Here is a 14088-nt window from a genome sequence, read left to right on the forward strand (position 1 = left end):
CGGATCAAACGGCCGAGCTTAACGGTCTGGCAATACTTCGCCAGAGGTCATGCACCGGGGGATACGGCAGCGGCGGGGCGTTCGACGGTCAGCTGCGCTGCCAGCTGAGCGGCCAGCCGCCCTGCTGCCAGCGCTGCAGCCACAGAAGGCCGATCAGGGTCTTCGCGTCGGTGAGTTCGCCGCGGGCCGCGAGCTGGTCCAGCTCCTGCGCCGTGTGCGTGACGAGTTCGAGAAACTCGCCCGCGTCCAGCTTCTGCGCGCCCTTTGTGAGGCCACGCGCGAAGTAGATGTGGATGCCTTCGTCCGAGTAGGCGATGGCGTTGTGCAGCACGCCCGCATAGGCCCACTCGGCGGCGCTGTAGCCGGTTTCTTCGTGCAGCTCGCGCTGGCCGCAGACGAGCGGGTCCTCGCCAGCGTCAAGCTTGCCGGCCGGGAACTCCAGCATCACGCGCCCCAGCGGGTAGCGGTACTGGCGCTCCATCAGCAGCCTGCCATCTTCCAGCAGCGGCACGACCATGACGGCACCCGGGTGGCGGATGAACTCGCGGCTGGCCGTGTTGCCGTCTGGCAGGGCGATGCTGTCTTTGAGCACACGCAGGAAATGGCCCTGGTAGACCTCGACGCTGTCGAGCTGGCGCTCGACGAGATGAGCGTCGTCAGTCTTCGCCATGACGCTTGCTGCGGCGCAGATAGCGCCAGACGAAGCCAGGAAAGCCCAGCGTGATGAAGAGGCAGGAGGCCGCGGCGTAAAACTCCCAGCCCTGGACATGGCGTTGGCCGATGCGGGCCTCCAGCACGGCGCCGAGCGCAAAGGTCAGCACGGCCATGAGCACCAGCTCCAGCAACCGCCACCAGGCGGCCTTGGGCGTGCGCCGCGGGCCAACGAGCAGCAGGCGTTCGTTGAAGTAAGGCAGATTGGCCGCGATGACGGCCACGCCGAGGACCAGCCAAACAGCTGCGGACTGGTCCATTGGCGGGTCAGGTCGCCAGGGCCTTCACGATGGCCTGGGCGCACATCGCCATCAGTCCACCCGGCAGCAGACCGAAGACCAGCACGGCCGCACCGTTGAGCGACATGACGAAGCGCACGTCGGCAGGGGCGGTGATGGGGGCCGTGTCGGTGGGTTCGTCGAAGAACATGACCTTGACGATGCGCAGGTAGTAGAACGCACCGACCAACGACACGACGACGGCGAAGATCGCGAGGTAGAGGTAGGCGTCCACGTTCGTGGACACCAGCGCCTGCAGCACTGCGAGCTTGGCGTAGAAGCCCACCGTCGGCGGCACGCCGGCCAGCGAGAACATGAACAGGGTCATGACCAGCGCGAACCAGGGGCTGCGCTTGGCAAGGCCCGCCAGATCCTTGATCTCCTCGGCTTCATGGCCCTGGCGCGACAGCAGGATGACCATGCCGAAGGTGCCCAGCGTCGTCAGCACATAGGTGACGGCATAGAACATGGCCGAGCTGTAGGCATTGGCGGCCGACAGCGTGTTGTTGTTGACGACGCCCGAGGCCATGCCCAGCAACATGAAGCCCATGTTGGCGATGGTCGAGTAGGCCAGCATGCGCTTGAGGTTGGACTGCGCAATGGCCGCCAGGTTGCCGATGAGCAGCGACATGACGGACAGCACGACGAGCATTTGCTGCCAATCCACGGCCAGGCCGATCATGCCCTCGACGAGCAGGCGCACGGTGATGGCAAAGGCGGCCAGCTTGGGTGCACCGGCGATCAGCAGCGTGACGGCTGTAGGAGCGCCCTGGTAGACGTCAGGCACCCACATGTGGAAGGGTGCAGCGCCGAGCTTGAAGGCCAGGCCGGCGACAACGAACACGACACCAAACACCAGAACGGCCCGGTTGGGCGCGCCCTTGGAGATGACGTCGAAGACCTCGGGGATGCTGAGCGAGCCAGTCGCGCCGTACATCATCGACAGGCCGTACAGCAGGAAGCCGCTGGCCAGAGCGCCGAGGACGAAGTACTTCATCGCGGCCTCGGTCGACACGGCATGGTCGCGGCGCAGTGCAACGAGGGCGTAGAGCGACAGGCTCATCAGCTCCAGGCCGAGATAGACGACGAGGAAGTTGTTCGCCGACAGCATCACGTTGATGCCGAGCAGCGAGAACAGGCTGAGGATGAAAAGCTCGCCCTTGAGCATCTCGCGCACGCCGGCGTAGGGGCGTGCATAGACGAGGGTGATCAGCGTCGCGACGCAGGCGAAGCCGGCCAGCAGATGGCCCATGGGATCGGCGACGACCATGCCTTGCATGGCATAGGTGGTCAGGCCGGCATCGAAATAGCTGAAGTGCAGGCCGGCCACGACGACCAGCGTCAGTTGGGTCAGCCAGTAGGTCGGGCGGCGCTGCTCATCGGTAACCCAGAGGTCCACCAAGGCCACCACGCAGCCCATCGCCAGTAGCAGGATTTCGGGATAGATCGCGAGCCAGTTCATGTCGTTCATTGTTCTTGCCTCTGCTCGGATCAGGCCGGGATCTTGGTAAGCGCAACGTGCTTGAGCAGCTCGGTGACCGAGTTGTGCATGACGTCGGTGAAGGGCTTGGGATAGAGGCCCATGTAGAGCGTGGCGACTGCCAGCAAGGCGAGCATCAGGAACTCGCGGCTGTTGATGTCGGTCAGCGCGCGGACATCGTCATTGGCGATGTCGCCGAAATAGACGCGCTTGATCATCCACAGCGTGTAGGCCGCGCCGAAAACCAGGGCCGTGGCCGCAATGCCGCCGAGCCAGAAGTTGGCCTTGACGGTACCCAGGATGACCATCCACTCACCGACGAAACCAGCCGTGGCGGGCAGGCCGCAGTTGGCCATGCCGAAGAACACGGCGAAGGCAGCGAAGGTCGGCATCGTGTTGACGACACCGCCGTAGGAAGCGATCTCACGCGAATGCACGCGGTCGTAGAGCACGCCGATGCACAGGAACATGGCGCCCGACACGAAGCCGTGCGAGATCATCTGCACGAGGCCGCCAGAGACGCCCAGCTCGTTGAAGACAAAGAAGCCCAACGTCACGAAGCCCATGTGCGCGATGGACGAGTAAGCCACCAGCTTCTTCATGTCCTTCTGCACCAGCGCCACCAGGCCGATGTAGACGACGGCGATCAGCGACAGCGCGATGATGAGCCAGGCCCATTGGCGCGCGGCATCCGGGGCGATCGGCAGCGAGAAGCGCAGGAAACCGTAGCAGCCCAGCTTCAGCATGATGGCCGCCAGCACGACGGAACCGCCAGTGGGCGCCTCGACGTGGGCGTCGGGCAGCCAGGTGTGCACCGGCCACATCGGCACCTTGACCGAGAAGGCGGCCAGGAAGGCGAAGAACAGCCACGTTTGCGCGCCACCCGCCAGCGGCAGCTTGTGCCAGGTCTGGATGTCGAAGCTGCCTGCCGACTGGTAGTACAGGTACAGCAGAGCAACCAGCATCAACAGCGAGCCGGCCAGCGTGTACAGGAAGAACTTGAAGGCCGCGTAGACGCGGTTCGGGCCGCCCCACACGCCGATGATGATGTACATCGGGATCAGCGTGGCCTCGAAGAACACGTAGAACAGCATGCCGTCCAGCGCGCAGAACACGCCCACCATCAGACCCGACAGGATCAGGAACGCGCCCATGTACTGGTTGACGCGGGTCTCGATGACCTCCCAGGCCGAGATGACGACGATGACCGTGATGAAGGCCGTCAGCGGCACGAACCACATCGAGATGCCGTCCACGCCGAGGTGGTAGCGGATGTTGAAGCGGTCGATCCAGGGCTGGTTCTCGACAAACTGCATCGCAGCGGTCGTCGTGTCGAAGCCGGTGACCAGCGGCAGGGTGACGAGGAAGCTCGCCACGGCTGCGACCAGGGCCAGCCAGCGCGCGGCCTTGGCCTGTTCGTCGCGCCCGAGTGCCAGCAGCAAGGCGCCGCAGGCAATGGGCAGAAAAATCGCAAGACTCAGCAACATTCTTGTTCTCCGCCTCGTCGCTCAGAACCCGAACAGGGCGCTGAACTGGGGCTTGATATAGGGCCAGAGCTGCCAGGTCATCAGTCCCGTGACGCCAAGGATCATGACAAGGGCGTACCAGTACAGATAGCCCGTCTGGAAGCGGCGCACCAGGCCGGCGATGCCACCGACCGCGCGGGCCGAGCCGTTGATGATCAGGCCGTCGATCAAGCCGGCATCGCCGCCCTTCCACAGCCCCGTCCCGAGAAGGCGCGCAGCGCGGGCCAGCACGTTCTCGTTGAACCAGTCCATGAAGTACTTGTTCTCGAGGATGACGATGACGGGGCGCAGCACCTTGGCCAGCATGGCCGGAATGCTGGGCGCAACCATGTAGAACACGTAGGCGGTGACGACACCGGACAGCGCGAGCCAGAACGGCAGCGAGGTCAGGCCGTGCAGGGCCATCGCGGCAGCACCATGGAACTCGTGCGCCAGTTCCTCCATCGCCGGGTGGGCGTGCAGGTTGACGATGATGGCGTCCTTGAAGAAGTCGCCAAACAGCATCGGCTGGATCGTCATGAAGCCGATGACGACCGACGGGATGGCCAGCAGCACCAGCGGCGCGGTGACAACCCAGGGCGACTCGTGCGGGACGTGCGCATGCCCACCGTCACCATGGTGCCCATGGTCATCGTCGTGATGATCGTGCTCGCCGGGGAAGGGCTTGTGGTGGAAGTGCTCCTTGCCGTGGAAGACGAGGAAGTACATCCGGAACGAATAGAAGGCCGTCACGAACACACCGACGATGACGGCGAAATACGCGAACTGCGCGCCGGGCAGATGGCTGGCGTGCACGGCCTCGATGATCGAGTCCTTGGAGTAGAAGCCCGAGAACAGCGGCGTGCCGATCAGCGCCAGCGAACCCAGCAGCGACGTGATCCACGTGATGGGCATGTACTTGCGCAGGCCGCCCATGTTGCGGATGTCCTGGTCATGGTGCATGCCGATGATGACGGAGCCGGCACCGAGGAACAGCAGCGCCTTGAAGAAGGCGTGCGTCATCAGGTGGAACACGGCGACCGAGTAGGCCGAAGCGCCCAGGGCCACGGTCATGTAGCCGAGCTGGGACAGCGTCGAGTACGCAACGACGCGCTTGATGTCGTTCTGGATGATGCCCAGGAAACCCATGAACAACGCCGTGATCGCGCCGATCACCATGACGAAGCTAAGCGCCGTGTCGCTCAGCTCAAACAGCGGCGACATGCGCGCCACCATGAAGATGCCGGCCGTCACCATCGTGGCGGCGTGGATCAGCGCGGAAATGGGCGTCGGGCCTTCCATCGAGTCGGGCAGCCAGACGTGCAGCGGGAACTGCGCGCTCTTGCCCATCGCGCCGATGAAGAGGCAGATGCAGGTGACGGTCAGCAGCGCCCAGTCGGTGCCCGGGAAGATCATCTTGGACAGGATGTCCGCCTTGGCGAAGGTCTCTGCGTAGTTCAGCGAACCGCCGAAAGCCACCAGCAGGCCGATGCCCAGGATGAAGCCGAAGTCACCGACCCGGTTCACCAGGAAGGCCTTCATGTTGGCGAAAATGGCCGTCGGTTTCTTGTACCAGAAGCCGATGAGCAGGTACGACACCAGGCCCACCGCTTCCCAGCCGAAGAACAGCTGGAGCATGTTGTTGCTCATGACGAGCATCAGCATGCTGAACGTGAACAACGAGATGTACGAGAAGAAGCGCTGGTAGCCGTCGTCCTCTTCCATGTAGCCGATGGTGTAGATGTGCACCATCAACGACACGAAGGTCACGACGACCATCATCATGGCGGTCAGGCCGTCGATGAGGAAGCCGACTTCCATCTTCAGGTCGCCGAGCGTCATCCACTCGTAGAGGGTCGCGTTGAAGCGCGCACCATCGACGGCCACGCTGTACAGCGTCTGGGCCGAGATGATGAAGGCGATCAGCACGCCGAGGATGGTGACGACGTGCGAGCCGCGGCGGCCCACCGTCTTGCCGAAGAAGCCGGCGACGATGGCCCCCACCAGCGGCGCCATCGGCACCATCAGCAGCAGGTTCTGGGAGAGTTGTGCAGACATCTTTTTCTCAACCCTTCAGCGCGTCGAGTTCCTCGACGTTGATGCTGGCGCGGTTGCGGAACAGCACAACCAGGATGGCCAGGCCAATGGCCGACTCGGCCGCCGCAACGGTCAGGATGAAGAACACGAAAACCTGGCCGCCCATGTCGCCCAGGTAGTGCGAGAAGGCAACGAAGTTCAGGTTGACCGCCAGCAGCATCAGCTCGATGGCCATCAGCAGCACGATCAGGTTCTTGCGGTTCAGGAAGATGCCGATCACCGACAGCGCGAACAGCATCGCGCCCAGCGTCAGGAAGTGGCCCAGGGTCAGTCCAGCGGCGCCGATCATGCCTGGCCTCCTTCGGTGGGTGCGGGGCTTTGAGGAGCGGCGACGGTCGGCGCCATCTTCACGATCTTCAGGCGCTGGGCCTTGGTGACCTTCACCTGCTCGGACGGGTCCATGGCGCGCGAATCCTTGCGGCGACGCAGCGTCAGCGCGATGGCCGCGACGATGGCAACCAACAGCAGCACGGCGGCGATCTGCAGCGGGTACAGATAGGCCGTGTAGATCTCGATGCCGAGCAGCTTGGTGTTGCCCAGCTTGAGCTGTTCGGCAGTGGCCACCGGCGCATCGGCCAGTTGGAAACCGCCCATCAGCACGATGCCCATCTCGAAGGCGATCAGCGCGCCGATGACGGCTGCGACGGGCAGGTGCTTCCAGAAACCCTCACGCATGCTGTCCGTGTTCAGGTCCAGCATCATGACGACGAACAGGAACAGCACCATGACGGCGCCGATGTAGACGAGCACCAGCGCAATCGCCAGGAACTCGGCCTTCAGCAGCATCCAGATGCAGGACGCCGTGAAGAACGACAGGATCAGGAACAGCGCCGCATGCACGGTGCTGCGCGCCGTGATGACGCGGAACGACGACACCAGCAGGATGCCGGAGAAGACGTAGAAAAGGATGGTCGTGATGTCCATACGTATCCAGGCCAGCTGAGCTGGACCGCGGTGCGCCTCGCGGCGCGCCAGCGATCAGCGGTACTTGGCGTCGGCCTCCTTCTGGGCTGCGATTTCGGCCTCGTACTTGTCGCCAACGGCCAGCAGCATGTCCTTGGTGAAGTACAGGTCGCCGCGCTTTTCGCCGTGGTATTCGAAGATGCTCGTCTCGACGATGGAGTCCACCGGGCAGCTCTCTTCGCAGAAGCCGCAGAAGATGCACTTGGTCAGGTCGATGTCGTAGCGCGTCGTGCGGCGGCTGCCGTCGGCGCGCACATCGCTCTCGATAGTGATGGCCATCGCGGGGCAGACGGCTTCGCAGAGCTTGCAGGCGATGCAGCGCTCTTCACCGTTCTCGTAGCGGCGCAGCGCATGCAGGCCGCGGAAGCGCGGGCTCAGCGGCGTCTTTTCCTCGGGGAACTGGACGGTGATGTTGCGCGAGAGGAAATGCCTCCCGGTGAGCTTCATCCCCTTGAGCAGTTCCCAGAGGAAGAAGGTCTTCGCGAAATTCGTGATTGCAGTCATGGGCGCCGCCTCACTTCCAGATGTTGAACGGTGTCTGCATCCAGGCACCGACAACGACCAGCCAGATCAGCGTGATGGGAATGAAGATCTTCCAGCCCAGACGCATGATCTGGTCGTAGCGGAAGCGTGGGAACGTGGCACGCACCCACAGGAACATCGTGACGACGAAGAAGGTCTTGCCGAACAGCCAGGCCCAGTTCCAGAACGCCATCGTGTGCTGGATGAAGCCCGGCGTTTCCATGCCGAACAGGCTCCAGGAGATCGGTGCGCTCCAGCCGCCCAGGAACATGACGACGGCCAGGGCCGACACCAGGATCATGTTGGCGTACTCAGCCAGGAAGAACATCGCGAACGACATGCCCGAGTACTCGATCATGTGGCCGGCGACGATTTCCGACTCGCCTTCGACGACGTCGAACGGGTGGCGGTTGGTTTCGGCCAGGCCCGAGATGAAGTAGACGATGAAGATCGGGAACAACGGCAGCCAGTTCCACGACAGCAGTGGCACGCCGTGCGACGCGAACCAGCCGCGCTCCTGCACCTGCACGACTTCCGTCATGTTCAGGCTGCCGGTCACCATCAGCACGACGACGAGTGCGAAGCCCATCGAGATCTCGTAGGAGACCATCTGTGCCGACGCACGCAGCGCGCCGAGGAAGGCGTATTTCGAGTTGGACGCCCAGCCGGCAATGATGACGCCGTAGACCTCGAGGGACGTGATCGCCATCAGGAACAACAGGCCGGCGTTGACGTTGGCCACGGCGGCATCCGGCCCGAAAGGCACGACGGCCCAGGCGGCCAGCGCCGGCATGATGGTCATGACGGGGCCGAGGAAGAACAGGCCCTTGTGTGCAGCGGCCGGCTTGATGATCTCCTTGAAGATCAGCTTGACCGCGTCGGCGATAGGCGTCAGCAGACCGTAGGGACCCACGCGGTTCGGGCCCGGGCGGATCTGCGACCAGCCGATGGCCTTGCGCTCCCACAGCGTCAGGTAGGCCACGCAGCCCAGCAGCGGCAGGATGACGGCGACGATCTTCAGCAGGCTCCAGACCAGGGGCCACAAGGCCCCCAGCAGAGCAGCGCCGTTTTGGTAGAGAGAGTCGATCATTTGTTCAGGCTCCCTCAGACCTTGCTCAGCGTCAGCGTGCCGAAGGCGGCACCCAGCGCGGCGGTTTGTGCGAGGCCGGCAGGCACGCAGGCCACGCCATCGGGCAGACCAGCTTCGAGGCGGGCGGGCAACTGAGCCGCGCCACCGTCTTGCACGACGCGAACCAGGTCACCAGCTTGCAGGCCGAGTTGTTGCCAGAGCGCCGTAGGCAGGCCGACCGTGGCGGCTTCGCGGCCGTCAGCGGTAAGTTGCAGCGACGTCGAGTTGCGTACCAGCGCGTCGGTCGCGTAGATCGGCAGGTTGGCAAAGCGTTCGACGCCCTCACCTCGCGCTGCAACTTGCGGTGCTGCGGTGGTCGTGTTGCTCAGGCGAGCGGCGATGTCGCCGCCCAGTGCTTGCTCGCGCACCTGCTCGGAGCTGTCCTGGTCGAAGCCGGCCAAGCCCAGCAGATTGCCCAGCACGCGCAGCACCTTCCAGCCCGGGCGCGTTTCGGCCAGCGGCTTGACGACGCCGACGAAGCTTTGCAGGCGACCCTCGGCGTTGACGAACGAGCCCGAGGTCTCGGTGAACGGGGCGATCGGCAGCAGCACGTCGGCGTATTCGAGGCCGCTCTTGAACGGGCTCAGCACGACGACCATCTCGGCCGCGTCCAGCGCCTTGGCGGCAGCGGCGGCGTTGGCGGAGTCGAGCACCGGGTCGGTGTTCAACAGCAGCGCGGCCTTCAGCGGCGCGCCGGTCAGCATCTGGCTGGCGTTCAAGCCGTCGATCTGCGGTTGCGCCTTCACCAGTTGCGCGCCAACGGTGTTGGCGGCGGCCGTCAGGTAACCGACGCTGGCGCCGGTCTGCTGGCCGATCCACTGGGCGAGAGCCAACAGGCTGGCGGCCTGCGGGTGTTCTGCAGCGGCGTTGCCGAGCAGGATGGCCTTGCGCTGGCCCGACGACAGGCTGGCGGCGATGGCCTTGGCCTCATCCGTGGCCGTACCAGCCAGCGGTGCGCCGTCGCCAATCGCGGCGGCCACGTCAGCCAGGGCTTGCACCCAGCCCGACGGCGCGACAGCTTGTGAAGCGGCGAGCGGCAGCAGCCAGTCGTCGTTGTTAATGCCGACACGATGGACGGCAGCACCCCGGCGCGCCGCGTGGCGCAGGCGGGCGGCGAACAGCGGGTGGTCCTTGCGCAGGTTTGAGCCGACGACCAGCGCACGGTCCAACTCGGACAGGCTTGCAATCGAAGTACCCAGCCAGCGAGCTTGGCCAGCCGCTGCGGCATTACCGAAGTCGCTGTGACGCAGGCGGTGGTCGATGTTGTCGCTGCCCAGGCCGCGCACGATCTGCGCCAGCAGGTGCAGTTCCTCGACGGTGCTGTGGGCCGAGCCCAGCGCGCCAATCGAAGCCGCACCGTGGTCGCTCTTGATGGATTTCAGGCCGTTGGCGACGTACTCCAGCGCCGTCGTCCAGTCGACCTGCTTCCAGGCGCCGCCCTGCTTGATCATCGGCGCGGTCAGGCGCGCGTCGCTGTTGAGCGCTTCGTAGCTGAAGCGGTCGCGGTCGGCGATCCAGCATTCGTTGACGTCTTCGTTCTCCAGCGGAACGACACGCAGGACCTGATGGTTCTTAACCTGGACGACCAGATTGGCGCCGGTCGAATCGTGCGGGCTGACGCTCTTGCGGCGCGACAGCTCCCACGTGCGGGCGCTGTAGCGGAAGGGCTTGCTGGTGAGGGCACCGACCGGGCAGATGTCGATCATGTTGCCCGACAGCTCGGAGTCCACCGTTCGGCCGACGAAGGTCTGGATCTCGCTGTGCTCGCCGCGGTGGGCCATGCCCAGTTCCATCTGGCCGGCGATCTCCTGGCCGAAGCGCACGCAGCGGGTGCAATGGATGCACCGGCTCATCTCTTCCATCGAGATCAGCGGGCCGACGTTCTTGTGGAAGACGACGCGCTTCTCTTCGGTGTAGCGGCTCTTCCCGGCGCCGTAGCCCACGGCCAAGTCCTGCAGCTGGCACTCGCCACCCTGGTCGCAGATCGGGCAATCCAGCGGGTGGTTGATCAGCAGGAATTCCATGACGCCCTGCTGCGCCTTGATCGCCTTGTCGCTCTTGGTGCGGACGATCATGCCTTGCGTGACCGGCGTCGCGCAGGCGGGCATGGGCTTGGGCGCCTTCTCTACGTCCACCAGGCACATGCGGCAGTTGGCCGCGATGCTCAGCTTCTTGTGATAGCAGAAGTGCGGGATGTAGGTGCCGGCCTTCTCGGCGGCATGCATGACCATGCTGCCTTCCTGCACCGAGACCTTGTTGCCGTCGAGTTCGATTTCAACCATGGCTGTACCTGGGGTCCTTACGCCGCCACCAGGGGCTTTTTGTGTTCGATCAGATGAACGAACTCGTGCTTGAAGTGTTTGATCATGGCCCGCACCGGCATCGCCGCGGCATCGCCCAAAGCGCAGATGGTGCGGCCCTGGATGTTGTCGGCCACCGAGTTCAGCAGGTCGAGATCGTCCGCCCTGCCCTGACCGGCATAGATGCGCTCGATGACGCGGTGCATCCAGCCCGTGCCTTCACGGCAAGGTGTGCACTGGCCGCAGGACTCATGGGTGTAGAAGTAGGACAGGCGCATCAGGCTCTTGACCATGCAGCGCGAGTCGTCCATGACGATGACGGCGCCCGAACCCAGCATGGAGCCGGCCTTGGCGATGGAGTCGTAGTCCATCGTGCACTGCATCATCACTTCGGCCGGCAGCACCGGGGCGGACGAGCCGCCGGGGATGACGGCCTTCAGCTGACGGCCCTTGCGGACGCCACCGGCCAGTTCCAGCAGCTTGCTGAACGGCGTGCCCAGCGGGATCTCGTAGTTGCCCGGGCGCTCCACGTCGCCGGACACCGAGAACAGCTTGGTGCCGCCGTTGTTGGGCTTGCCGATCTCGAGGTAGGCCTGGCCGCCGTTGCGGATGATCCAGGGCACCGCCGCGAAGGTCTCGGTGTTGTTGATGGTGGTCGGCTTGCCGTACAGGCCGAAGCTGGCCGGGAACGGCGGCTTGAAGCGCGGCTGGCCCTTCTTGCCTTCGAGCGATTCCAGCAGCGCGGTTTCCTCACCGCAGATGTAGGCGCCGAAACCATGATGGCCGTGCAGCTGGAAGCTGAACGTGGACCCGAGGATGTTGTCGCCGAGGTAGCCAGCGGCGCGCGCCTCTTCCAGGGCCGCCTCGAAGCGCTCGTAGACCTCGAAGATCTCGCCGTGGATGTAGTTGTAGCCCACCTTGATGCCCATCGCGTAGGCAGCGATGGCCATGCCCTCGATGACCTGGTGCGGGTTGAACATCAGCAGGTCGCGGTCCTTGCAAGTGCCCGGCTCGCCTTCGTCGGAATTGCAGACGAGGTACTTCGCACCGGGGAACTGGCGCGGCATGAAGCTCCACTTCAGGCCGGTCGGGAAACCTGCGCCGCCGCGACCGCGCAGGGCCGAGGTCTTCACTTCGGCGATGACCTGATCAGCCGTCATGCCGCCGTCAGCGGCAAGGATCTTCTTCAGCGCCTCGTAGCCGCCACGGGCTTCGTAGTCCTTGATCGACCAGTTCTTGCCATTCAGGCCGTCGTAGATCTGCGGCGTGATGTGGCGGTCATGGAAACAGGTCTCGGCGCCCGTCGATTGGAATTTAGTGAGGTCCAGCATGTCGTCCTCAGGCCTTCACTGCCGTAGCTGCATTCGCGCGCAACACATCGACGAGTTCGTCGAGGCGGTCGGCCGTCATGAAGCTGCACATCTGGCGGTCGTTGACCAGCATCACCGGCGAATCGGCGCAGGCGCCCAGGCACTCGCTCTTCTGCACAGTGAACAGGCCGTCAGCCGTCGTGCCGCCCTCTTCCACACCCAGCTTGTGGCACAGGTGCTCCAGCGCCGTCTGGCCGTCGCGCAACTGGCAAGGCAGGTTGGTGCAGACGTTCAGCTTGAACTGACCCAGCTTGCGCTGGTTGAACATGTTGTAGAAGGTCGTCACCTCGTACACGGCGATGGGCGCCATACCGAGATGAGCGGCGATCACGTCTTCCGCGGCGCGGGACACGAAGCCTTCTTCTTGCTGCACGATGGCCAGGCAGGCCATGACGGCGGACTGGCGCAGCTCGTAGGGGTACTTGGCGACTTCGCGGTCGAAGCGCGCGCGGGTGGCGTCAGAGAGTTGGTAGCTCATCGATCAATCTCGCCGAACACGATGTCCATGGTGCCGATGATGGCGACGGCGTCCGCAATCATGTGGCCGCGTCCCATCTCGTCCAGCGCTGCCAAGTGGGCAAAGCCCGGCGCGCGGATCTTCAGACGGTAAGGCTTGTTGGCGCCGTCGCTGACCATGTAGATGCCGAACTCGCCCTTGGGGTGTTCGACGGCCGCATAGGCCTCGCCCTCAGGCACGTGGAAGCCCTCGGTGAAGAGCTTGAAGTGGTGAATCAGCTCTTCCATGTTGGACTTCATGTCCACGCGCGAAGGCGGCGCCACCTTGTGGTTGTCGGTGATGACCGGCAGGCCGGGGTTGGCGCGCAGCCAGGCCGAGCACTGCTGGATGATGCGGTTGGACTGACGCATCTCTTCCACGCGCACGACGTAGCGGTCGTACGTGTCGCCGTTCGTGCCGACCGGGATGTCGAAGTCCATCTTGTCGTACACGTCGTACGGTTGCGTCTTGCGCAGGTCCCAGGCGATGCCGGAGCCGCGCAGCATGGCGCCGGTGAAGCCGAGGTTCAAAGCACGCTCCGGCGTCACGACGCCGATGCCGACGGTGCGCTGCTTCCAGATGCGGTTGTCGGTCAGCAGCGTTTCGTAGTCGTCGACGTTCTTCGGGAAGCGCGCGCAGAAGTCGTCGATGAAGTCCAGCATCGAGCCCTGGCGGTTCTCGTTGAGCTGGGCGATGGCCTTGGCATTGCGGATCTTGCTGACCTTGTACTGCGGCATCACGTCCGGCAGGTCGCGATAGACGCCACCCGGACGGAAGTAGGCGGCGTGCATGCGCGCGCCCGACACGGCTTCGTACAGGTCGAACAGGTCCTCGCGCTCTCGGAAGCAGTAGATGAGGATATTCATCGCACCGCAGTCCAGGCCGTGGCAACCCAGCCAGAGCAGGTGGTTCAGCAGGCGCGTGATCTCGGCAAACATCACGCGGATGTATTGCGCGCGGATCGGCACCTCAATGCCCAGCATCTTCTCGATGGCCAGGCAGTACGCATGCTCGTTGGCCATCATCGACACGTAGTCGAGACGGTCCATGTAGGGCAGCGACTGGATGTAGGTCTTGCTCTCGGCAAGCTTCTCGGTCGCGCGGTGCAGCAGGCCGATGTGCGGGTCGGCGCGCTGGATGACTTCACCGTCCAGCTCCAGCACCAGGCGCAGCACGCCGTGAGCGGCCGGATGCTGGGGACCGAAGTTCAGCGTGTAGTTCTTGATTTCTGCCATGG

Annotated in this window: 13 protein-coding genes; all 13 read right to left on the bottom strand. The window is 64.3% G+C overall.

Features of this window, described 5'->3' with window-relative positions; genetic code table 11:
• Window positions 1-88 precede the first annotated feature (88 nt).
• From AC07V5_RS25930 to AC07V5_RS25990, 13 genes are read right to left on the bottom strand one after another with little or no spacing between them, the layout of a single operon-like run.
• Window positions 89-670, bottom strand: a complete 582-nt coding sequence (locus AC07V5_RS25930; RefSeq protein ID WP_495118513.1) for an NUDIX domain-containing protein — start codon at window positions 668-670, stop codon at window positions 89-91.
• Complete coding sequence (locus tag AC07V5_RS25935; RefSeq protein ID WP_495118514.1) at window positions 657-971, bottom strand: DUF2818 family protein; 315 nt, start codon at window positions 969-971, stop codon at window positions 657-659. The genes AC07V5_RS25930 and AC07V5_RS25935 overlap by 14 nt, the downstream gene beginning before the upstream one ends.
• Window positions 972-978: 7 nt before the next feature.
• Window positions 979-2460 carry an NADH-quinone oxidoreductase subunit NuoN gene (gene nuoN / locus AC07V5_RS25940; protein ID WP_495118515.1) on the bottom strand — a complete coding sequence of 494 codons (1482 nt, stop codon included), beginning with the start codon at window positions 2458-2460 and terminating at the stop codon, window positions 979-981.
• Between the two features lie 20 nt (window positions 2461-2480).
• Window positions 2481-3956 carry an NADH-quinone oxidoreductase subunit M gene (locus AC07V5_RS25945; RefSeq protein ID WP_495118516.1) on the bottom strand — a complete coding sequence of 492 codons (1476 nt, stop codon included), beginning with the start codon at window positions 3954-3956 and terminating at the stop codon, window positions 2481-2483.
• 21 nt (window positions 3957-3977) lie between these two features.
• On the bottom strand, window positions 3978-6032 hold the full coding sequence (nuoL, locus tag AC07V5_RS25950) for an NADH-quinone oxidoreductase subunit L (RefSeq protein WP_495118517.1): 2055 nt from the start codon (window positions 6030-6032) through the stop codon (window positions 3978-3980).
• A gap of 7 nt (window positions 6033-6039) precedes the next feature.
• A complete protein-coding gene (gene nuoK, locus AC07V5_RS25955) occupies window positions 6040-6360 on the bottom strand; it encodes an NADH-quinone oxidoreductase subunit NuoK (RefSeq protein ID WP_088481271.1) in 321 nt (106 codons plus the stop codon).
• On the bottom strand, window positions 6357-6995 hold the full coding sequence (locus tag AC07V5_RS25960) for an NADH-quinone oxidoreductase subunit J (protein ID WP_495118518.1): 639 nt from the start codon (window positions 6993-6995) through the stop codon (window positions 6357-6359). Before AC07V5_RS25960 ends, nuoK begins: the two co-directional genes overlap by 4 nt.
• A 54-nt stretch (window positions 6996-7049) precedes the next feature.
• Complete coding sequence (gene nuoI / locus AC07V5_RS25965) at window positions 7050-7538, bottom strand: NADH-quinone oxidoreductase subunit NuoI (protein WP_477895074.1); 489 nt, start codon at window positions 7536-7538, stop codon at window positions 7050-7052.
• A gap of 10 nt (window positions 7539-7548) precedes the next feature.
• Window positions 7549-8646, bottom strand: coding sequence for an NADH-quinone oxidoreductase subunit NuoH (nuoH, locus tag AC07V5_RS25970; RefSeq protein ID WP_495118519.1), 1098 nt, complete (start codon window positions 8644-8646; stop codon window positions 7549-7551).
• A gap of 14 nt (window positions 8647-8660) precedes the next feature.
• Window positions 8661-10967 carry an NADH-quinone oxidoreductase subunit NuoG gene (gene nuoG / locus AC07V5_RS25975; RefSeq protein WP_495118520.1) on the bottom strand — a complete coding sequence of 769 codons (2307 nt, stop codon included), beginning with the start codon at window positions 10965-10967 and terminating at the stop codon, window positions 8661-8663.
• Between the two features lie 17 nt (window positions 10968-10984).
• A complete protein-coding gene (gene nuoF / locus AC07V5_RS25980; RefSeq protein ID WP_495118521.1) occupies window positions 10985-12316 on the bottom strand; it encodes an NADH-quinone oxidoreductase subunit NuoF in 1332 nt (443 codons plus the stop codon).
• A 7-nt stretch (window positions 12317-12323) separates the two neighbouring features.
• Window positions 12324-12833: an NADH-quinone oxidoreductase subunit NuoE family protein gene (locus tag AC07V5_RS25985; protein ID WP_495118522.1), complete on the bottom strand. Its 510-nt coding sequence runs from the start codon at window positions 12831-12833 to the stop codon at window positions 12324-12326.
• On the bottom strand, window positions 12830-14086 hold the full coding sequence (locus tag AC07V5_RS25990; protein WP_495118523.1) for an NADH-quinone oxidoreductase subunit D: 1257 nt from the start codon (window positions 14084-14086) through the stop codon (window positions 12830-12832). The genes AC07V5_RS25985 and AC07V5_RS25990 overlap by 4 nt, the downstream gene beginning before the upstream one ends.
• Window positions 14087-14088 lie beyond the last annotated feature (2 nt).

Source organism: Roseateles sp. GW821-FHT02E12 (genome assembly GCF_059421665.1).